Annotated in this window: 19 protein-coding genes; 12 read left to right on the forward strand and 7 right to left on the reverse strand. The window is 66.1% G+C overall.

The annotated features are described in order from the left end of the window. The 9 genes from L288_RS27010 to L288_RS27050 form a co-directional block, all read left to right on the forward strand. Positions 1–549, forward strand: a 549-nt coding sequence (locus L288_RS27010; protein WP_021237278.1) for an exosortase C-terminal domain/associated protein EpsI, incomplete at its 5' end; no start/stop codon positions are given. Positions 550–560: 11 nt separating this feature from the next. Further along, positions 561–2456, forward strand: coding sequence for an XrtA/PEP-CTERM system amidotransferase (locus tag L288_RS27015; protein WP_021237279.1), 1896 nt, complete (start codon positions 561–563; stop codon positions 2454–2456). A 70-nt stretch (positions 2457–2526) separates the two neighbouring features. Continuing rightward, positions 2527–3876, forward strand: a complete 1350-nt coding sequence (locus L288_RS27020) for an exopolysaccharide biosynthesis polyprenyl glycosylphosphotransferase (protein ID WP_021237280.1) — start codon at positions 2527–2529, stop codon at positions 3874–3876. Next, positions 3876–5009, forward strand: coding sequence for a glycosyltransferase (locus L288_RS27025; protein ID WP_021237281.1), 1134 nt, complete (start codon positions 3876–3878; stop codon positions 5007–5009). The genes L288_RS27020 and L288_RS27025 overlap by 1 nt, the downstream gene beginning before the upstream one ends. Before the next feature lie 65 nt (positions 5010–5074). Beyond that, entirely contained in the window at positions 5075–5821 is a 747-nt protein-coding gene (locus L288_RS27030) for a class I SAM-dependent methyltransferase (RefSeq protein WP_030541746.1), read from the forward strand. Positions 5822–5874: 53 nt separating this feature from the next. Continuing rightward, on the forward strand, positions 5875–7137 hold the full coding sequence (locus L288_RS27035; RefSeq protein WP_021237283.1) for a hypothetical protein: 1263 nt from the start codon (positions 5875–5877) through the stop codon (positions 7135–7137). After that, positions 7137–8282, forward strand: a complete 1146-nt coding sequence (locus L288_RS27040) for a glycosyltransferase family 4 protein (RefSeq protein WP_021237284.1) — start codon at positions 7137–7139, stop codon at positions 8280–8282. Before L288_RS27035 ends, L288_RS27040 begins: the two co-directional genes overlap by 1 nt. Beyond that, positions 8279–9031 (forward strand): FkbM family methyltransferase, encoded by a 753-nt coding sequence (locus L288_RS27045; RefSeq protein ID WP_021237285.1) that lies wholly within the window; start codon positions 8279–8281, stop codon positions 9029–9031. The genes L288_RS27040 and L288_RS27045 overlap by 4 nt, the downstream gene beginning before the upstream one ends. Further along, a complete protein-coding gene (locus tag L288_RS27050) occupies positions 9031–10770 on the forward strand; it encodes a hypothetical protein (RefSeq protein ID WP_021237286.1) in 1740 nt (579 codons plus the stop codon). Before L288_RS27045 ends, L288_RS27050 begins: the two co-directional genes overlap by 1 nt. Before the next feature lie 70 nt (positions 10771–10840). Here L288_RS27050 and L288_RS27055 read toward each other — a convergent pair whose 3' ends face one another. Together L288_RS27055 and L288_RS27060 are read right to left on the reverse strand one after the other, a co-directional pair. Continuing rightward, complete coding sequence (locus L288_RS27055; protein ID WP_021237287.1) at positions 10841–12535, reverse strand: amidohydrolase; 1695 nt, start codon at positions 12533–12535, stop codon at positions 10841–10843. Beyond that, a complete protein-coding gene (locus tag L288_RS27060; RefSeq protein WP_021237288.1) occupies positions 12532–13401 on the reverse strand; it encodes an NAD(P)-dependent oxidoreductase in 870 nt (289 codons plus the stop codon). The genes L288_RS27055 and L288_RS27060 overlap by 4 nt, the downstream gene beginning before the upstream one ends. Before the next feature lie 98 nt (positions 13402–13499). On the opposite strand from L288_RS27060, the gene L288_RS27065 reads away from it, so the two are divergent. Together L288_RS27065 and L288_RS27070 are read left to right on the forward strand one after the other, a co-directional pair. Further along, positions 13500–14747 (forward strand): threonine ammonia-lyase, encoded by a 1248-nt coding sequence (locus tag L288_RS27065; protein ID WP_030541752.1) that lies wholly within the window; start codon positions 13500–13502, stop codon positions 14745–14747. Between the two features lie 118 nt (positions 14748–14865). Then, positions 14866–15684, forward strand: coding sequence for an arginyltransferase (locus L288_RS27070; protein WP_030541753.1), 819 nt, complete (start codon positions 14866–14868; stop codon positions 15682–15684). A 262-nt stretch (positions 15685–15946) separates the two neighbouring features. On the opposite strand, the gene L288_RS27075 is transcribed toward L288_RS27070, so the two are convergent. From L288_RS27075 to L288_RS27095, 5 genes are all read right to left on the reverse strand, one after another. Next, a complete protein-coding gene (locus tag L288_RS27075; RefSeq protein ID WP_021237291.1) occupies positions 15947–16324 on the reverse strand; it encodes a VOC family protein in 378 nt (125 codons plus the stop codon). Positions 16325–16397: 73 nt separating this feature from the next. Then, entirely contained in the window at positions 16398–17222 is an 825-nt protein-coding gene (locus L288_RS27080) for an RcnB family protein (RefSeq protein WP_021237292.1), read from the reverse strand. A gap of 126 nt (positions 17223–17348) precedes the next feature. After that, positions 17349–17834, reverse strand: coding sequence for a GAF domain-containing protein (locus L288_RS27085; RefSeq protein WP_021237293.1), 486 nt, complete (start codon positions 17832–17834; stop codon positions 17349–17351). Positions 17835–17961: 127 nt separating this feature from the next. After that, positions 17962–18387: an alternative ribosome rescue aminoacyl-tRNA hydrolase ArfB gene (gene arfB / locus L288_RS27090; RefSeq protein ID WP_021237294.1), complete on the reverse strand. Its 426-nt coding sequence runs from the start codon at positions 18385–18387 to the stop codon at positions 17962–17964. Positions 18388–18393: 6 nt separating this feature from the next. Beyond that, on the reverse strand, positions 18394–19071 hold the full coding sequence (locus tag L288_RS27095) for an RluA family pseudouridine synthase (RefSeq protein WP_021237295.1): 678 nt from the start codon (positions 19069–19071) through the stop codon (positions 18394–18396). A 68-nt stretch (positions 19072–19139) separates the two neighbouring features. On the opposite strand from L288_RS27095, the gene L288_RS27100 reads away from it, so the two are divergent. Next, positions 19140–20126 (forward strand): acyltransferase family protein, encoded by a 987-nt coding sequence (locus L288_RS27100; RefSeq protein WP_031304023.1) that lies wholly within the window; start codon positions 19140–19142, stop codon positions 20124–20126. Positions 20127–20159: the final 33 nt, after the last annotated feature.

Raw genomic sequence — 20159 nt, forward strand, 5'->3', positions numbered from 1 at the left:
GCCAGCGAGCCGCTGCCCGGCGCGCCCGCTGTGCCGGTGGTGAAGGGCTGGACGCTGACGAGCGAAGCTCCGCGCTATCCGTGGAGGCCGCGATTCGATGGAGCCGATCATCTGGTGACGGCGCGGTATCGCAACCGTGAGGGGCAGGCCGTCGACCTCGCGATCGCCAGCTTCGCGCGGCAGGAGGAAGGGCGCGAGCTTGTGGGCTTCGCGCAGGGCGCCGCCGATGCGGAGCAGCATTGGACCTGGTCCTCGCCCGCCAGGGCGCCGGGCAGCGCGCGGGGGGAGCAGATTACTGCGCCCGGTCCCGTGGTCCGGCATGTGGTGAGCTTCTACCGGGTGGGGCAGGGGCCGCTGACCGGCAGCGCGCCGCGCGTCAAGATCGCCACGATGAAGGCGCGGCTGCTGGGGCAGGACCAGCGGGCGGCGGCCATTCTGGTGTCGGCGGAGGAGCGGCAGGGCATGCCCGCCGATGCCGCCGTCGCCGCTTTCCTCGCCGATCTGGGCGATGTGAAGGATTTGGCTGACCGCAGCCTTGGCATTCGCTAAAGCCGTTTCGCATGTGCGGGATAGCGGGCATCTTTCACCTTGAAACGGCCAAGCCGGTCGATCCGGCGCGGGTGCGCGCGATGCTGGACGCGATGCCGCATCGCGGGCCGGACGGCAGCGGCATCTGGACAGCGCCCGGCGTCGGGCTGGGGCATGTCAGGCTGTCCATCATCGACCTTGGCGGCGGCGCGCAGCCGATGCTGACGGAGGATGGGAGCCTGGCCGTCACCTTCAATGGCGAGATATACAATTTCGCCGAAGTCCGCGCCGAACTGGAGGCGAAGGGGCACGTCTTCCGCACGGGCAGCGATACCGAAGTCATATTGCACGGCTATCGCCAATGGGGCGAGGCCTGTGTCGAGCGGTTCAACGGCATGTTCGCCTTCGCCCTGTTCGACGCGCGGGCGCAGGCGCTGTGGCTGGTGCGCGACCGGCTGGGGGTGAAGCCGCTTCATTATGCGCTGCTGTCGGACGGCAGCCTGATCTTCGGATCGGAACTCAAGAGCCTGCTCGCCCATCCGCTGCTGCGCCGGTCGCCCGACCTGTCGGCGGTCGAGGACTATATGGCCTATGGCTATGTGCCCGACGACGCCTGCCTGGTCGCGGGGGTGCGCAAGCTGGGGGCCGGGCAGACGCTGCGGCTGGTGCGCGGCCGCCCCTTGCCGCCGCCGCACCGTTATTGGGACGTCAGCTTTGCCGAGCGGAGCAGGGCGAAGCCCGAAGCGCTGGAGGAGGAGCTTGTCGCGCTGATGCGGCAGGCGGTGCGATCGCGCATGGTGGCGGACGTGCCGCTGGGCGCTTTCCTGTCGGGCGGAGTCGACAGCAGCAGCGTCGTCGCCCTGATGGCGGAGGCGTCGGCGCAGGCGGTGAAGACCTGCACCATCGGCTTCGATGTCGCGTCGCTGGACGAGACCGCCTATGCCGACCGGATCGCGCGGCGCTTTGCCACCGATCATAGCGTGCGCATCGTGTCGCCGGACGATTATGGGCTGATCGACAGGCTGGCCTTTCATTTCGACGAGCCTTTTGCCGACGCGTCCGCGCTGCCGACATTCCGGGTGTGCGAGCTTGCGCGGGAGAAGGTGACGGTCGCCCTGTCGGGCGATGGCGCGGACGAAGCCTTTGCCGGATACCGCCGCCACCGCTTTCAGATGCAGGGGGAGCGGGTGAGGGCGCTGATTCCGCCATCGGTGCGCCAGCCTTTGTTCGGGGCGCTGGGGCGCTGGTATCCCAAGGCGGACTGGGCGCCGCGCGCCTTGCGGGCCAAGTCGACCTTTCTGGAACTGGCGGGAGAGGGCGGGGAAGCCTATGCCGCTTCGGTCGGAATCACGCCTCATGCGCTGCGTCAGCGGCTGTTCAGCCAGGAGATGCGGTCGCGGCTGGGCGGCCACCGGGCGGAGGACCGCTATGTCCGCGCCATGGCGGAAGCGCCCGCGCGCGACGCGCTGGACCGCGCCCAATATGCCGATATCCGCATATGGCTGCCCGGCGACATTCTGACCAAGACGGACCGGATGAGCATGGCCGTCAGCCTGGAGGCGCGCGAGCCTCTGCTCGACCACAGGCTGGTGGAATTTGCCGCGCGGTTGCCGGTCGCCCAGCGCATCCGGGGGAATAGCGGCAAATATATCATGAAGAAGGCGATGGAACCCTATCTGCCGCAGGACATATTATACCGCCCGAAAATGGGGTTCGTGACGCCGATCAGCAGCTGGTTCCGGGGCGGGCTGGCAGGCGAAGCGAGCGCGATCGCGGGCGGGTCGGCGCTGGCGAAGACCGGCTGGTTCGACACGAAGATGCTGGCGAAGGTAGCGGCGGATCACAAGTCGGGCGTTTCCGACCATGGGCGGCTGCTGTGGCAGTTGCTGATGCTGGACAAGGCGCTGGGGCGGCTGTTCGGGATATAGCCACCCGGCACTTGCAAGCCGCGCGCCCCGGTGCCACGGAGCGTTCGGCAATGGGCTTTCAGGGACGCAGGTGACAGTTTCCAAGGAAATCGTGCGGGCGCGCCTTTACCTGCTGTGTCTCCTTGGGGATCTGGCGGGGCTGTTCCTGTCCTTCCTGCTTGCCAACAGGCTGGTGCTGGGCGCGTTCATGGGCGAGCCGGGAAAGCCGCATGGGCTGGTCATGTTCGCCATGGTCGCGCCGCTTTACATCCTGCTGGCGGTGCAGGGCGGGGCCTATGGCATCCACATGCTGGCCAATATCAGGCGCGGCATTTTCCGGGGGCTGCTGGCGCTGGCGCAGGCGGCGCTGCTGATGCTGCTGATCGTCTATCTGGGCAAGATCGCCGAGCAGTTGTCGCGCCTTACCTTCATTGCGGGACTGGCGCTGTCGGCGGTCAGCGTGGCGCTGGTGCGGATCGCGATCAGCCGTCTGGGCGCGCGGTTGCTGGGTGAAGTGCCGCATCTGACCGCCGTCATCATGGATGGGGTGGAGATCGAGACGCGCCCGCATATGGAGGTGATCGACGCGGATGCCGCCAATCTGCACCCTGAACGGCATGACGCCGCCATGGCCGCGCGTCTGGCCGCTGCCGTCGGCATGGCGGAGCGGGTGATCGTCGCCTGCCCCATGGAGCGAATGGGCGAATGGTCGGTGGCGCTCAAGTCGCTGTCGGCGCGAGGCGAGATCGTGGTGCCCGAACTGCTGCGCTTCGCCCCGGCGCGGGTGGACGAGTTTGACGGACAGCCGACCATCATCGTCGCGGGCGGGCCGTTCCAGTTCCGCGACCGCATCATCAAGCGCATCTTCGACATCGTGCTGGCGACCGCGGCGACCATCGCCCTGTCGCCGGTGCTGATCCTTGCCGCTCTCGCGGTGAAGCTGACCAGCCCTGGCCCCATATTGTTCCGCCAGCCACGCATCGGGCGTGATGCCCGGCCGTTCAACATCTACAAATTCCGGTCGATGCGGACCGAAGCGAGCGACCGCACGGCCGACCGGCTGACGGCGCGCGACGATGACCGGGTGACTCCTGTCGGGCGCTTCCTGCGGCGGACCAGCATCGATGAACTGCCGCAGCTTTTCAATGTGTTGCGGGGCGACATGAGCATTGTCGGGCCGCGCCCCCATGCGGCGGCGGCCAAGGCGGGCGACAGCCTCTATTGGGAAGTCGACCAGCGCTATTGGGAGCGCCATTGCATCAAGCCCGGCATGACCGGGCTGGCGCAGGTGCGCGGGCATCGCGGATCGACGGACCATCATCAGGACCTGATCGACCGGCTGCAATCCGACCTTGAATATGTGACGCAATGGTCGATCTGGCGCGATCTGCGCATCATCGTCGCGACCATCGGCGTGCTGGTCCATCACAAGGCCTATTGATGGAAGCGCCGGACCTTTTGCTTGGCGCGATCCTGCTGTTGTGCGTGGCGGGCCTGTTGTGGCCGTTCCTTATCTATCCGCTGATCCTGCGCCTGTTGCCCAGCCGTCCCGAAGCGCCGGGAGGGGGTGCGCCTCCATCGGCTTCGCTGCTGTTCTGCGCCTATAATGAGGCGGCGGCGATGCCGGAGAAACTGGCCAATCTGGCGATGCTGAAAGAGCGCCACCCGGAACTGGAGATATTGGCCTTTGACGATGGATCGTCGGATGACACCGCCGCGCTGATCGAGGCGCGGGGCGATCTGGTGACGCTGGTGCGCGGGCCGGGGCGCAGCGGCAAGGCGCGTGGGATGAAGCGGCTTGCGGCCATTGCGCGTGGAGACGTGCTGATCTTCACCGACGCCAATGTGATGCTGGACCCGGAGGCTGTCGGCAACCTGCTGGCGCGCTATGGGGACCCGGATGTGGGCGGGGTGCTGGGATCGCTCCATTATGTGGGCGAGGGGGAAAGCGCGACGGCGTCAGTGGGCTCGCTCTACTGGCGGATCGAGGAGCGGTTGAAGGACGAGGAGTCGCGCACCGGCAATGTGCTAGGGGCGGATGGGTCGATCTTTTCCATCCGGCGGGCGCTTTATCCGCAATTTCCCGACAGCGTGCTGGATGACCTTACCGTGTCGATGGCGGTGGTCTTTGCGGGCAAGCGTCTGGTGAAGGCGAGGGACGTGATCGCGCGCGAGCGGCTGGTGACGGGCCGGGGCGACGAATATCGGCGCAAGGTGCGGATCGCCGCGCGCGCATGGCATACCCATGCCTATCTGCGGCCGCAGTTGAGACGGATGGCGGCGATCGACCGGTTCAAATATGCTTCCCGCAAGATCGTCCGCTGGTTTGGCGGGCTGTTCCTTATGGCCGGGGCTGTCGCGGCGCTGCTGCTCGCCATGCGTATATCGCCCTGGCTGGCATTGGGGGGCGTGTTGCTGGCGGTGGTTTTGCTGATCCTGGGCTGGCGGGCGAAGGGCGGTCCTCTAGCGGCGATCGTGGATATATTGATCGCCTATGCGGCGACATTACAGGGCGTGGTCAAAGCCATGAGCGGGCGGACGGTCACCGTCTGGAATCCGGCCAAGTCGCGCTGATCCCCCCTCGCCAAAGCGGCGGCATATTGTATAGGCCGTCCCTGTTTGTGCATCGGAGCCGAGGCGTGATTACTTTTCAGCGGGTGGCGAAGGCCGCCGGCAAGCATCTGACCCGCGCCATGCTGGCGGCCCGCAAGGCCATGGGTGCGCGCGCCAATCGCGCCTGCCCGGCGTGCGGGAAGGCCGTGGTGGGCTTCTTCCGCTATGGCGGCAATGCCGAATGGGGCTGCCCCGATTGCGGCGCGTCGCCGCGCGAACGGCTGATGAACCATCTGATTGCAACCAATGTGCTGCGGGTGCCGGTGGAGGGCGCGATCCTGCACATGGCGCCGAACGAGGGAAGCCTAGTGCGCCGCTTTTCCGCCGCGTCCGACTATGTGCCCGCCGATCTGGACCCCGGCCGCTACAGCGTTCCGGGGATGCGGCAGGTGGACCTGATGGCGCTGGCGGAGGCGGATCGCTACGACCTGTTCTACGCCAGCCATGTGATGGAGCATGTGCCGGACGATCATCATGTGCTGCGCAATATCTGGCGGGCGTTGAAGCCGGGTGGGGAAGCCTGGCTGATCGTGCCCCTGTGGGACAAGCCGACCGAGGATGGCAGCTTCGACATCCCCCCGCGCGAGCGGGAGCGGCGGTTCGGCCAGTGGGACCATGTGCGCCAATATGGCCCCGACTTCGCGGACCGCATCCGCGCGGCCGGATTTGATCTGGAGGAGATTGACGCCAGCGGCATTGACGCGGATGTGCGGCACCTCTTCGCGCTGGACGACCGGCTGTTTCGCGCCCGCAAGCCGGGCGGAACCGCATAGCCGTGAACCAGCCTTCCGGCACGGCGGCGGCCCGGTGGGAAGGGTCGGCCCGGATGCTTGCCCTTATCAAGCTGGTCAATGTCGGCTTGACGCTGATCTGGGGCTTTGCCGTTACCTATGTGTTCGTGCGCGCTTTGCCGCTGCGGGAGTTTCAGGCGTTCCTGCTGCTGGTCGCGTTCGGCAACTTCACCATTTCGGCGGAGTTCGGCCTGACCAGCATCATCTACGCCCGGCTGCGGCGGCACTGGCTGGGCGTTCAGGATGACGGGTCAGGGCAGTTCCGGCTGGAGGAAATGGGTGTCCTGTTCCTGTTCCTGGGCCTGCTGATCGCGGGCGGGCTCGCCATATTGATCATCGCGCTGGTTTCGGGCGGGATCGGCACGGCGATGCCGATGCTGTTCATCCTTTTCTTCCTGTCCGCCTGCCTCAACCTGCCGGCGCTGCTGGCGAAGCGGGCGCTGGCGGCGGTGGACGGAAATTTCCTGTGGGAAGCGCTCGATTGCATGCGGCGGGTGGTGACGATCACGCTGCTGCTGTTCATCCTGCAAGGCCTTGACCCCCGCGTGTCGGTGGCGCTGCAACTGGGGGTCAGCCTGTGCGTGATCGGATGGGCGATCATGCTGGTGCATGCGCGGCTGGGCATGACGCTGCGCCACTGGATGGCGTTTCGCGTCGGCGGCGGGCATGTGCGCGCCCATTATCTGCGCGATATCGGCGCGTCGGCGATGTTCACCATTTCGGAAATAGTGGCCTATAACGCGCCCTATTTCACGATCGCGGCGGCGACGCAGGACGCGCGGCCGATGCTGCTGTTCGATTTTTTCTTCAAGATGTCGCGGGCGCTGTCGATGTTCGTCCGGGCGGCGGTCGAAGCGGCGCTGCCGCGCATCACGCGCGCTTTTCATGCGGATGACCGTGCGCGGCTGAGGCAGCTTTTAACGCGGGCGCTGGGCGCGGGGTTCGTGTTTGCGCTGGGCGCGTCGGCGGCGCTGGTGGTGGCGGGGCAATGGATTTTCGCGAAGCTGTTCGACGGACGGGCGGCCATCTCCGCCGTCGAGTTGCTGCTGGTCGATGTGGCGCTGATCGCGCTGACGGTCATTTGCGTGTCTGTCTATGTTCAGGCGGCGTTGGGCCGGTTCGGTCATCTGCTTGGGCGGTCGCTGCCTTTCCTCGCGGGATCGCTCCTCAGCGTGCCGCTCGCGCTGTTGCTGCGGGACCGGTTCGATATCGCTTTCCTGTGCTTCTATACGGCGACGCTGCTGCTGGCGGCGATGCTGCATGGCCTGTCGCTGCGGCGCTTGATGAAGGGCCGGTGATGAAGGTCGCGATGGTCGATCCCTCGCTGTTTACCGGGCGCTATGACGACAGCCTGTGCGCGGAACTGGCGGCGGCGGGGCAGGAGGTGACGCTGTTCGCCCGACCGATGCGGGCAACCGACGCGATCGTGCCGGAGGGTTATGCCTATGCCCCTCGATTTTTCCGGCATAGCGAGGCGTTGCGCGGGAGGATTGGCGAGGGGCGGGTGTTCCGGCTGGTCAAGGCGGCGGAATATGCGGGGGTGGCTGCATTTGGGGCTGTGGGCGCGCTGGGGCGGGCGGATGTGGTGCATTTCCAGTGGCTGCCGCTTGCCCCTGCCGACCGGATATTGCTGCGCCGGTTGAAGGGGCGGACGGCGCTTGTCCATACGGTGCATAATGCGCAGGCCTATCATAGCGATGCGGGGGTGCAGGGGCGGGGCTATCGCGGGTTGCTCGACCTGTTCGATGCGCTGGTCGTGCATGGGGACACGACCCGGCAAGCGCTGGAGGCGCAGGGGGTGCGGCGCGAGCGCATCCATGTGACGCCGCATCCGCCCATGCGCCTTGCCAGGGCGGGGACGGAGGAGTTGGCCGCCATCAGTGATCCCTCCGTGCCGCGTCTCCTGTTTTTCGGGACGATCCGGCCTTACAAGGGCGTCGACGTGCTGATCGAGGCGTGCCTGTCGCTGTGGCGGTCGGGCGTGGGTTTCGAACTGGTGCTGGCGGGCAAGCCGTTCATGGATGTTGCGCCGCTGGCCGATGCCGTGCGGGAGGCCGGGTTCGGCGATCGGCTGGTGACGGATTTCGGCTTCCTGACCGAAGCGCGGCTGGACGCGCATATGGCGAAGGCGGACATGATCGTCTTTCCCTACCGCCACATTGATTCCAGCGGCGCTTTCCTGTCGGCGCTGCATCATGGCAAGGCGATGGTCACGTCCGATGCGGGCATGTTCGCGGCGCTGCCTGCGAGCGCGGCGGTGCGCGCGCCTGCGGGAAATGCGCCTGCCCTTGCGCAAGCCCTCTTGCGGCTCATCGAAAGCCCCGCCATCAGGCAGGCGGCGGGCGCGCGCGCGCGCGCCTATGGCGAGACGATGGGCAGCTGGAAGGACATGGCCTTGACGACGATCGGCATCTACCGCTCCGTGGCGGCGTCGAAGGCATGAGCCGTTACCGTCGCGAACTGACCGACCGTGTGCTGGCGCTGCGTCTCGCCGTTGCGGGGCGCATTCACCAATATCCCGAAATTCAGGCGCTGCGCCGGTTCCTGTCAGCCTTCGCGGTCGATTGCGTGATCGATGTGGGCGCCAATCGCGGCCAATATGCGGCGATGCTGCGCAAGGATGCCGGGTTTAGGGGCACGATCCTGTCCTTTGAACCCAATCCCGACATCTTCGCCATATTGTCCCGCCGCGCGTCGGGGGATGCGAAGTGGCATGTCTTCAACATGGCGCTGTCGGATTTTGATGGGGCGGCGAGCTTCAACATCATGGCGGCCGACCAGTTCAGCTCGCTGGAAAAGCCATCCCAAGGGCAGGACTCTATCTTCGCCGATCGCAATCGCGTGAGCCGGACGGTGGAGATGCAGTGCCGCCGGATCGACAGCCTGCTGCCCGAACTTCAGGCGGCGCATGGCTTTGACCGGCCGTTCCTCAAGATGGATACGCAGGGGCATGACCTGTCCGTCTGCGGCGGCGCGGGCGATCTGCTGGCGCGGATGGCAGGGGTGCAGACGGAGCTTGGCGTGCGGCCGATCTATGAAGGCGGCACGAATTACCGCGCGATGATCGACTGGCTGGCGGAGCGGTCGTTCCTGCCTTCGGCTTTCTTCGCCAACAACAAGGGGCATTTCCCGCTGCTGGTCGAGATGGACGGCATCTTCGTCAATCAGGCGCTGCTGCCGCAGGGCGCCTGATGGGGACGGTGGCCCGCTTCGTCGATGCGCGGCGCCTGTTGCTGGCAGGCGCGATCGGACTGACGCTGTGGCTGGGCGCGACATTCCTGTGGCATGTCACCTACCGGCAGGGGATCAGCCTGGCGGTGGTCCTGTTTCTGGATCAGGATTTTCCGGCCTTGCTGGGCGGCCTGCTGCTGCTGACGCTGGCCGCGCCCTTCGCCGAAGGGATGGGCTGGCGCCTGCCAGCGCCGCGCGCGCGGATCATCGTGCCGCTGATCGTCCTGTTCGGCCTCGTCGCGTGGGCGGGGCATTATTGGCTGTTTCAGAATTACGCGATTTCACGCGATGAGGAGGTCGCTCGCTTTGCCGCCGCCTATATGCGCGAAGGGCTGTTCGCGCGGCCCATTCCGGCGGAGTGGGAGCCCTATCGCCGGGCGATCATGCCGGAATTCTTCTCTCCCTTCGGCGCTGCGGATTATTGGACGGCGGCCTATCTGCCGGTGAACAGCGCGATCCAGGCGCTGTTCTGGCAGTTGGGCGACCCGAACCTGGCCGGTCCGGCGCTGTTGATCGCTGGCCTGTTCGCCTTGTGGAGGGTGGCGCTGCACCTGTTCCCGGACCGGCCGGACGCGGTGTGGGTGACGATGCTGCTTGGCCTGTCTTCCGCGCAGTTGTGGGTCACGGCCATGACCCCCTATGCCATGACGGGTCATTTCGCGCTGAACATGGTCTGGCTGGCGCTGGTCCTGCGCGGCGGCGTGCTGGGGCATGCGGGCGCGGGGGCCGTGGCGCTGGTGGCGGCGGGGCTGCATCAATGGCATTTTCCGCCGATCTTCATCGCCCCCTTCATCCTGTGGATGCTGCTGGCGCGGCGGTGGACGGCGGCGGCGTTCCACATCGTCGTGCTGGTGGCGATCGTCATCGTGTGGGCCAAGCTGTGGCCGGGATTTCTGGTGCAGGTGCTGGGGCCGCCGTCCGATGTCCGCCCGTCGGCGGGGGTGGCGGACAAGGTGGGGAGCCTGTTCGAACGGCTGGGCGACCGCTGGCAGCCGCTGGTCAATCTCAGCCGGTTCGCGGCCTGGAACAATATATTGATGGTGCCGCTCGCCACGCTGGGCGTGTTCGCGATGCAGTGGCGGCGCGCGGTCAGGGGGCAGGAGATCGCGCTGCCGCTGGCGCTGGGCTGCTTTGCCGGATGCGCGCTGGCGCTGGCGCAGGGCTATGGCTGGGGCTTTCGCTATGCCCATGGGTTCATCGGTCCCTTCTGCCTGCTGGCGGGGCTGGGATGGGCGCGTTTCCGCCCGGCGGCGATGCGGCCCGTGTTCCTGGGGGTGGCGATCACCCTGATCAGCAGCGCTTTCCTGGTGTGGCGCACCCACCTTTTCGTCGCGCCCTATGCCGCGAGCCACCGGATGATCGATGCGTCGCAGGCCGATGTGGTGCTGGTGGACCCGCGCGGCGGCCTGTACGTGACCGATCTGGTGCGTGGCAGGGACGGCGTGCCGGGGCGGCCCATGGTCATGAACCTTGCCATGCTGTCGCTGGAACAGGTGGACCAGCTTTGCGAAAAATATGTGGTGGAGCTGTTCGACCGCGCCGAGTTCCGGCCGCTGGGCATACCGCTGGCGCGCTGGAACCTCAGCCGGATGGATGCGCTGCGGGCGCATATGAAGGAGGAAGGCTGCGACAAGCCGGTGCTGCCGCCGCTGCCGGAGACGATCGAGGATGCGTTCAACGCCTCGGGCGATGTGTTGTAAGCGGCCGGCGGGCGGCGGAACCGGATTCCCGCCCGCGCAGGAGCATGGGTGGGCCTAGACCGGAAGGCTTCTATGGTTTCACGCCCTTCATATAGACGCGTTTGCCGCCGATCCATGTTTCCAGAACCTGCGTGGAGCGGATGTCGGACGGGCGCGCGACCGAGATGTCGCGGTCGATGATGACGAAGTCGGCGCGCTGGCCCGGTATCAGGCTGCCGAATTTCTTTTCCGCAAAACCGGCATAGGCCGCCTGCCGGGTGTAGCCGTCGAGCGCCGCTTCGAAGCTGATGCGCTGTTGCGGCATCCAGCCGCCTGCGGGCTGACCCTCGCCATCCTCGCGGCTCATCGCTGTCGCCATGCCGATGAAGGGATTGGGCGTTTCCACCGGCACGTCCGACCCGAAGGCGAGCGGCACGCGATTGTCGAGCATCGCCTTCCAGGCATAGGCGCCTTTCAGCCGGGCTTCGCCAAGCCGCGCGGCGGCCATGCGCCAGTCGGACGCTTCATGGGCGGGCTGCATCGATGCGACAATGCCATTTTGCCCGAAGCGCGGCAGGTCGGCGGGATCGACGATCTGCGCATGTTCGATGCGCCAGCGCCGGTCGCCCTTATAGGTCTGGACGAGTTCGGTGATCGCATCGAGCGCTTCGCTGTTCGCAGCGTCGCCGATGGCGTGAAGGGCGATCTGGAAATTGTCCATCGCCGCGCGGCTCATCATGTTGCGCATCTGGGTGGAGGGAATGAGTTCAAGGCCGCGCTGGCCCGGCGCATCGGCATAGTCCGCCTTCAGCCATGCGCCGCGCGATCCCAGTGCGCCGTCCAGCACCAGCTTGAGGCCGCCCATGCGCAGATGATCGTCATAGAGCCATGGCGTCGGTTCCGGCCCGGCGATCATCACCATATTGTCGAGGCCGAGCGCGTAGGAGATGATACGCACGCGCAGCGCGCCACGGTCAGCCGCCCGGCGGAAGGCCTGCCAATCCTCGATGCTGGTGCCCATGTCGGCGATGCCGGTGACGCCGTTCGCGAGTAGCGCCTGCTGCGCCTTTTCCAGCGCGATGTCGCGGTCCTTGGGCGCGGGCGGCGGGGCGGCTTTCTGGATCAGGTCCATCGCCTTGTCGATGAATATGCCCGATGGCTTGCCGCCCGCCATCTCCATGCGTCCGCCCGCAGGCGACTTGGTCGCGGCGGTGACATTGGCGGCGCGCATGGCGAGGCTGTTCGCCCAGCCCGCATGACCGTCGACCCGTTCAAGCCAGACCGGCACGTCACTGACCGCTGCGTCCAGTTCCGCCGCTGTCGGGAAGCGGCCAAGGCCCCAGGCTTCCTGGTTCCAGCCGGTGCCGATGATCCATTTGCGCGCGGGGTTGGCGGCCGCATAGGCGCGGATCTTCGCCTGCGCCTCCGACAGCGAGCGCGTGCCGGACAGGTCGAGCGTGATGAACGAGAGGCCAAGGCCCATGACGTGGCCATGGGCGTCGATCAGGCCGGGGATCAGAGTCCTGCCGCCGCCATCCAGCTTGAAGTCAGGGCCCTTGGGCCAGGTTTCGCCCTTTTTCAGCTTCTTCTTGCGCGGCGGTTCCTGATAGCGGCCGGGCAGCAGCTTTTCGACCTTGCCCTCATCATCGATCAGCATCGCGCCGAAGCGCACGGCCTTGCCCGTCGCGTCGAGAGCGATGCCGTTCACATTGTCGATGACGCCGGACGCCAGAACGGGCGCGGGCAGGACGAACGCGGCGATCGCCGCCAGCAGCCTTGCCCTCATGCGCGGGTGATCCGCCGGACCAGAGCGCTCGTATCCTGGCGGTTGCCGCCCATGGCCTGCACATCGGCGTAGAATTGGTCGACCAGCGCGGTGACGGGCAGGGTCGATCCGTTGGCGCGCGCTTCCTCCAGCGCGAGGCCCAGATCCTTCCTCATCCAGTCGATGGCGAAGCCGAAATCGAAACTGTCCTGTGCCATCGTCTTCCAGCGGTTGTCCATTTGCCAGCTTTGCGCCGCGCCGCCGGATATGGCGTCGAACACCTTGTCGAGGTCGAGTTCCGCGGCCTGGGCGAAACGCAGCGCCTCCGACAGACCCTGCACAACGCCCGCGATGCAGATCTGGTTCACCATCTTGGTGGTTTGGCCAGCCCCTGCCGCGCCGACATGGACGATGCGGGCGGCATAGGCCTGCATCACGATCTTCGCCGCTTCCACGGCGGGTTCCGTTCCGCCGCACATGATGGAGAGCTTGCCATTTTCAGCGCCCGCCTGTCCGCCCGAAACGGGAGCGTCGACGCAGTGGAGGCCAAGGCTTTCCCCTTCCACGAACAACTGCCGCGCGATCCGCGCCGATACCGTGGTGTGATCGATGAACAGGCCGCCGGGCTTCATGGTGCGGAATGCGCCCTCGCGGCCCATGGTCACTTGCGACAGGTCATCGTCGTTGCCGACGCAGCTGACGACGATTTCGGCGTCCTCGGCGGCCTTGGCCGGGCTGACTGCGACCTGACCGCCATAGATTTCGGCCCAACGCTTCGCCTTGCCGATGGAGCGGTTGTAGACGGTCAGGCTGTGTCCCGCCTGCGCCAGGTGCCCGGCGATCGGGCCGCCCATGACGCCCAGGCCTATAAACGCGATGTTAGCCATATGCCTCGTACAGTTAAGCGCGTGCCCTTGCCGCCATAGGGCCAGTTTTCCGCGAGTGCCAGTTCCTTCCGCCGTAAATTTCCGCTAGGGGGCGACGCATGAATACCTTGAGCAAGATCGAAGGCGCATTGCCGCTGCCCGTCAGCGTGGATGACATATTGGCGGCGCGCGTGCGGATTTCGGGCGCGATCGTGCACACGCCCACGCTCATCAGCCAGACGCTTTCGGACATGCTGGGCTGCAAGGTGTATCTGAAGTTCGAAAATCTTCAGTTCACCGCGGCTTACAAGGAACGCGGCGCGCTCAACCGGCTGCTCCAGCTAGGCGAGGATGCGAAACGGACGGGCGTGATCGCGGCGTCGGCGGGCAATCATGCGCAGGGCCTTGCCTATCACGGCCGCCGCCTGGGCGTGCCGGTCACCATCGTCATGCCCACGACCACGCCGACGGTGAAGGTCACGCAGACCCAGGGGCATGGCGCGACGGTCGTACTGCATGGCGAGAAGTTCGACGACGCCAGCGCCTATGCGCGTCAACTGGCGAAGGAGCAGGGCCTGACCTTCGTCCATCCCTTTGACGAGCCCGACATCATCGCCGGTCAGGGCACCGTCGCGCTGGAAATGCTGGAGGATGCACCGGAAATCGACACGCTGGTCATCCCGATCGGCGGAGGCGGCCTGTTTTCCGGCATGGCGACGGCGGCGAAGGCGATGAAGCCCGACATCCGCGTCTATGGGGTGCAGGCGGATCTCTATCCGTCCATGTATAGCCACATCAAGGGCGAGGACATGGCGTGCGACGGCGACACGCTGGCCGAAGGCATCGCGGTCAAGCAGCCGGGCGAGCTTACGCGGCGGATCGTCGAACGCTTTGCCGATGACGTGCTGCTGGTCAATGAACGCCGTCTGGAAGAAGCGGTCAGCCTGCTGCTGCAAATCGAAAAGACGGTGGTGGAAGGCGCGGGGGCGGCGGGCCTTGCCGCGCTGCTGACCCACAGGGAACTATTCGCGGGGCGCAATGTCGGGCTGGTGCTGACGGGAGGGAATATCGATACGCGGCTGCTTGCCAATGTGCTGCTGCGCGACCTTGCCCGGTCCGGGCGGCTGGCGCGGCTGCGCATCATCCTGCAAGACCGGCCGGGCGCGCTGTTCCATGTCGCGCGCATCTTCGATCAGGAAGCGGTCAACATCCTGGAATTGTCGCACCAGCGCATCTTCACCAACCTTCCGGCGAAGGGGCTGAGCCTGGACGTCGAGTGCGAGACGCGGGACGGCGCGCATCTGGACCGGCTGCTCGCGGCGCTGCGCGAGGCGGGGTATGAAGTGGCGCCGATCGAGGTGGCATGACGGCGTGAGAGCGGGCACTATCCTTTTTCGTGGTAAATGATCTTTTCACGGACGGCGGCGGGCGGCATAGTTGCCTTATGAATCAGGCTTCACGCAGCGTTGGGACGGAGACAGTGGCGTGACCGCTCCATTTCGCTTTCCGCGCTTCTTCGTGACGAATCCCAGCCCGTGCCCTTATCTGCCGGGGCGCAGCGAGCGGAAGGTCTTTACCGAACTGAGCGGCGACAATGCGCCGGAACTGAACGACGCGCTGGGCCGCATCGGCTTTCGCCGCAGCCAGAATGTCGCCTACCGCCCAAGCTGCGCGGATTGTTCCGCCTGCGTTTCGGTGCGCGTGGTGGCTAACGAGTTTCAGCCTAACGCAACCCAGCGCAAGCTCATCCGGCGGAACAGCGACCTGATCGTCACCGCTTGCAAGCCATGGTCGACCGAGGAGCAGTTCGAACTGCTCCAGCGCTACCTGCGCGCGCGCCATCCGGGCGGGGGCATGACCGAGATGGACGAGATGGACTTTGCCGACATGGTCGAGCAGACCCCGGTCGAAAGCCATGTCGTGGAATATCGCGAACCGGGCGAGAATGGCCGCCCCGGAAAGCTGGTCGGCGCTTGCCTGACCGACCGGCAGGGCGACGGCCTGTCGATGATCTACAGCTTCTTCGATACGGAGCTGGAGCATCGCAAGGGTTTGGGCAATTACATCATCATGGACCATATATTGCGGTCGGCGAAGGCGGGGCTGCCTTACGTCTATCTCGGCTATTGGGTCGAAGGATCGCAGCGGATGCAATATAAGGTCCGCTATCATCCGCTCGAAAAGCTGAGCCGCAGCGGATGGGTGCGCTTCGATCCGCAGGAGCAGGCGCAGGCGATCCGCGGCGTCGTGTCGCGCGACGAACCGCCGCTGCCGATCGAACTGGCGGGCATTTTCAGGAAGTAGAACTGCTTCGGCAGATCGCGGGACCATGTGCTCCTGCGCAGGCATTTGAACGGGACGAGTTGCTCGCGAGGGCGCGGTTCAGGCCTGTGTCGGGTGCTTGAAGGGTCATGCCGCCGCGCTCGACCCTCTCGCCCTGTGTGAATGTGGAAGCCGCCTCGCTCCCCTGAAAGGAACTGCGCTCGTGTGGCGCCGGTCTTCGGTCTGATCCCGTCAGGCGACCGGCGGCATTTCCGCCTTTAGGCACGCTATCAAAATCCCCGCCCTATTTGGCCGCGAAGGTCACCGCCTCGATCTTGTTGCCGTCAGGATCGCGAACGAAGGCGCCGTAATAATGCGCGTCGTAATTCGGCCGGACGCCGGGCGCGCCTTCGTCGGTGCCGCCGAGTTCCAGTGCAAGGCGATGGAATTCCTGCACGGCGTTGCGGTCCGCCGCCTCGAAACAGACGTGGGTGCCGTTGCCTGCCGTGGCGCGCTGTCCGTCGACCGGGGTTTCGACGCTGAACATGACTTCGGTGACGCCATAGTCCAGTGAATGGGGATGATCGCGCAGGCTGCGATAGCCGAGCAGCGCCATCAGCGGGTCATAGAAGGCGCGCGCCCGCTCCACATCGTTGGTTCCGACCGAAACATGATGGATCATGCGGTTTCTCCTGCCTGATGGCAGGACGGAAGCCGCGGGAGCGTTCCGCCTGCGACAGGCTAAACCGATGCGCCTATTTGCAGTTGCACGTCCGGCGGATCTTCCGGGGCGCTTTGGCGCGCGGCGCGGAGGTCGTCACATAAGTGCGGGTGGTCGTCATCGCAGGCTGAACGACGATGGTCGTGGTGGTCGCGCCCGGATAATAATAGCCGTTGGCATAATAGCCCGGCGCGTGGGTGGTCGTGACCGATGGTTCGCCCGGCCCGCCATGATGCGTCACCGGCGGCGCATAGGCGTAGGGCGGCGCGTCATAATCGACGCCATAGTTGCTGCGCGCTTCTCCTTCGAACCGGCCTTCATATTCGCCGCTGTAGGTGCGGCCCTTTTCATCGCGCCAGGTGCCGGTCCACCGCCCTTCATATTCATGGGGAGGCGGCGCGTCCGGCATGGTGACATCGTCATCATAGTCCGTGCCGTAGGAGGGGGCGCGCCGGTCATCCCTGTCCCACGCGACGCCGTTGCGATGATCCCTGACGCGGCCGTCCCGGTCGATCATCACTGCATCGTCATAATAGCGTGACCAGCCATAGCCCGCCACCGGCGCTGGCAATCCATAGGCGGCATAATTGCCGACGCGATAGGACGGGCTGATCCAGTAGGAGGGCAGGACATAGCCGATGACCGGGCGGCGATAGCCCGCCCAGCCGCCCGGCGCGCGCCATCCGGCATGCCAGCGGCCCTGAACGCGCGGCCCCCAATGATGGAAGCTCCTGCCCGAAAAACCTTTGCCCATCACCGGCCGCGACGCGCCGGTGGAAGCTCCGCTGCCCGCCAGCGCGGGAGCGCCAAGGCCCAGCGTCATGGCCGCGCCCGCCAGCAAGATGCTCCAGTTCCGCATGCTCAACTCCCCGTTCGATCGGACGCGCGTCGGAGCGCGCGCAGTTAAGAGATTGTTTAGCATGGTGATCCGCTGTGATCCACGCGGCCGTGGCGGCTACCCTGTCCCGAAACGGGTCAGCGCTGTTCAGGCGAGGCGAGCGGCGATGCTGGCAACCAGCGCTTCCAGCCCGGCCTGATCGGCGGCGTCGAAGCGGGCGGGGCGGGGGCTGTCAAGGTCGAGGACGGCCAGAACTACGCCATCGCGCATCACCGGCACGACGATTTCCGAAGCGCTGGCGGCGTCGCAGGCGATATGGCCGGGGAAGGCATGGACATCCTCCACCAGTTGGGTCTGGCCCGATGCCGCCGCCGTGCCGCAGACGCCCCGGCCCAAGGGGATGCGGATGCAGGCTGGCTTGCCCTGAAAGGGGCCGAGGACCAGCCCTCCTTCAACCATGCGGTAGAAGCCCGCCCAGTTGAGATCAGGCAGAAATTGCCAGATCAGCGCGGCCACATTGGCCATGTTGGCGACCGGGTCCGGCTCGCCGCGGGTGATGGCTTCGGCGGCCGAGAGCAGGTCGGCATATGTGGCTGCCTTATCGGCATGTTGCGGGGGAGCGAAATCGAACATGCGGCGGATATAGGGATGGAGCGGGGTGGCGGCCAGCGTGGAGAAGGAAGAAGCTTCCCGGAAGAAGGGAGGGTTCGACAGGCCCAGCCCGAACGGATTGGGTGAGCCTGATTAAGGCATGATCGCCCTAATCGAATTTCACCTTGCCCCGGCCTTGTTTGACGGAACTGCGCGCTTTCTTGGCATCGACCCGGCGGGCCTTTGCCGCCTTGCCGGGCTTGGTCGCCTTGCGCGCCTTTGGCACGATCGTCGCTTCGCGAATGAGGTCAATGAGGCGCGCCAGCACCTCCTGCCGGTTCATCAGTTGCGAGCGGGACCCTTCCGACCGCAGGATCAGCACGCCGTCCGCGGTCATGCGGCGGCCAGCGATGCGCGCCAGCCGGTGCTTCACCACTTCGGGCAGCGAAGGGCTGTTGGCGACGTCGAAGCGCAACTGCACCGCGCTGTCGGTCGTGTTCACATGCTGGCCGCCCGCGCCGGTGGAGCGGACGAAGCTTTCGGACAGTTCGTCCGTGTCGATGGAGATCGTGCGGGTGACGGGGATGAGCGGCAAGGGGCGTTAAAGCTCCGCTTCTTCCAGATATTCCGGGCCAAATCCGGCAGCGGCGAAGCTGGGCGGCAGGGGAGCCGTAGCCTCGGCCGGAGGTTTCGCGCCGCGCGGAATGCTCAGGAAACGGCTGTGGAGCAGCATCGGGCCTGTGCCGCTGCCATAGACGGGATCGCCCGCTATGCCGAAGCCCAGCCCGTGCAGGGCGTGGGCGCGGATCTGATGGGTGCGCCCGGTCTGCGGCGTGAACAGGATGAGCGCGCGTCCATCCTTTTCCGCCAGCTTGCGCCATTGGGTCAGCGCCGCCTTGCCGTCCTTCGCCGCGATCATGCGCCAGCCTTGCGCGGCGCTGCTGACTTTTTTCAGCGGCAGGTCGATCGTGCCGCTGGTCTGATCGGGTACACCCTCCACCACCGCGACATAGCGCTTGACGACCGTGCCAGCCTCGAACGCGGCCGCGTAGCGCTTGTGCGCCTTCGGATTGCGGGCGAGGGCGAGGCAGCCGCTGGTGTCCCGGTCCAGCCGGTGGACGGGCAGGGGCCAGCGCTGGAACCCGAAAGTGAGGGAGGAAAGGTGATTTTCCAGGCTCAGCGACCCGTCCCGCGGCGCATCGACCGGCAGGCCTGCTGGCTTGTCCAGAATGATGGCCTCGCCATCGATAAACAGCACTCGGTCGTGGAGCAGGGTCAAGGAAGATGGTCCGATCGCAAGGCAAGGGTGATTGACGCGCCAGCGGCTTCCTATAGGGCGTCACACCCATGGACAATAGGGGGCACATGGCTGACGCCAGCGCAGCGCCGCCGGAGCGGGCGCTGGGCGGCGGGCGTCTGGAATGGATCGATGTCGCGCGCGGCGCCGGTATCATCGCCGTCGTCATCGGCCATGTGTGGACGCGCGGGCCGGTGCGGGACGCGGTCTACAGCTTTCACATGCCGCTGTTCTTCCTCTTGTCGGGCCTGCTTTCCCGCGTGCAGCCGCCCGCCACATTCGCGCTTCGCCAGCTCAAATCGCAGATGCGGCCCTATGCCGCCTTTCTGCTGCTGCTGATCGCCGTCGACCAGATCATCGAGCCGTTGAAGGGCCATCGCCCGATCTTCGACGACTGGCCGCAAGATATGCTGCCGGTGCTGCTGGGCGGGTCATGGCTGCGCGGGCCTTATACCATATTCTGGTTCGTGCCCTGCCTGATGGCCGGGCGCATCCTGTTCAACATGCTGCTGGCGCGCTGGCCCGATCCGCTGGACCGGCGCTGGGCCTTGATGATGCTTGTCCTGTTGCCAGCGGCTTATGCGATTGGCTGGTGGATGGATGCTTCCGTCCTGGGGATGCTGAGCGTGCCGATGGCGTTGATCCTGCTGTGGATCGGCGCGGCCTGGCAGAAAGTGGCCTGGCGGCCATGGATGTGGTGGCCGTTCGCCGCGCTGTCGCTGGGCGGGCTGTCGGGGCTGCTGCCGACGCTGAACCTGAAGGCGGGGGATTATGGCGCGCCGTTGCTGTCGATCGCGTCGGCAGTGGCGACGTCGCTGCTGCTTTTCCGTTTCTCGGTCAGGGTTGCGCCGGTTGCCGGATGGTTGGCGGCGGTCGGGCGCGCATCACTCGTCATCATGTATCTGCATGTGGCGGTGATCCATTATCTTGCGCCGCTGCTGGGAAAGCCGGGCGTGCTGGTGCTTGCGCTGCTGCTGCCCATCGCCGTCTATCAGCTTTTGCTGCGCATTCCCGGCGCGCGCCGGATCTTCCTTTAGTCACAACGGGAAAGGGGCCGGCCATCCTTGCGA

The sequence above is a fragment of the Sphingobium quisquiliarum P25 genome (assembly GCF_000445065.1).
GTDB lineage: Bacteria > Pseudomonadota > Alphaproteobacteria > Sphingomonadales > Sphingomonadaceae > Sphingobium > Sphingobium quisquiliarum.

What these genes read in the sequence shown, in the direction of transcription:
- L288_RS27060 (WP_021237288.1), bottom strand. Translation starts at nt 13,401, where the DNA reads ATGGCTAACATCGCGTTTATAGGCCTGGGCGTCATGGGCGGCCCGATC.
- L288_RS27085 (WP_021237293.1), bottom strand. Translation starts at nt 17,834, where the DNA reads ATGTTCGATTTCGCTCCCCCGCAACATGCCGATAAGGCAGCCACATAT.
- L288_RS27100 (WP_031304023.1), top strand. Translation starts at nt 19,140, where the DNA reads ATGGACAATAGGGGGCACATGGCTGACGCCAGCGCAGCGCCGCCGGAG.
- L288_RS27025 (WP_021237281.1), top strand. Translation starts at nt 3,876, where the DNA reads ATGGAAGCGCCGGACCTTTTGCTTGGCGCGATCCTGCTGTTGTGCGTG.
- L288_RS27055 (WP_021237287.1), bottom strand. Translation starts at nt 12,535, where the DNA reads ATGAGGGCAAGGCTGCTGGCGGCGATCGCCGCGTTCGTCCTGCCCGCG.
- L288_RS27040 (WP_021237284.1), top strand. Translation starts at nt 7,137, where the DNA reads ATGAAGGTCGCGATGGTCGATCCCTCGCTGTTTACCGGGCGCTATGAC.
- L288_RS27080 (WP_021237292.1), bottom strand. Translation starts at nt 17,222, where the DNA reads ATGCGGAACTGGAGCATCTTGCTGGCGGGCGCGGCCATGACGCTGGGC.
- L288_RS27035 (WP_021237283.1), top strand. Translation starts at nt 5,875, where the DNA reads ATGCTTGCCCTTATCAAGCTGGTCAATGTCGGCTTGACGCTGATCTGG.
- L288_RS27075 (WP_021237291.1), bottom strand. Translation starts at nt 16,324, where the DNA reads ATGATCCATCATGTTTCGGTCGGAACCAACGATGTGGAGCGGGCGCGC.
- L288_RS27015 (WP_021237279.1), top strand. Translation starts at nt 561, where the DNA reads ATGTGCGGGATAGCGGGCATCTTTCACCTTGAAACGGCCAAGCCGGTC.
- L288_RS27065 (WP_030541752.1), top strand. Translation starts at nt 13,500, where the DNA reads ATGAATACCTTGAGCAAGATCGAAGGCGCATTGCCGCTGCCCGTCAGC.
- L288_RS27050 (WP_021237286.1), top strand. Translation starts at nt 9,031, where the DNA reads ATGGGGACGGTGGCCCGCTTCGTCGATGCGCGGCGCCTGTTGCTGGCA.
- L288_RS27045 (WP_021237285.1), top strand. Translation starts at nt 8,279, where the DNA reads ATGAGCCGTTACCGTCGCGAACTGACCGACCGTGTGCTGGCGCTGCGT.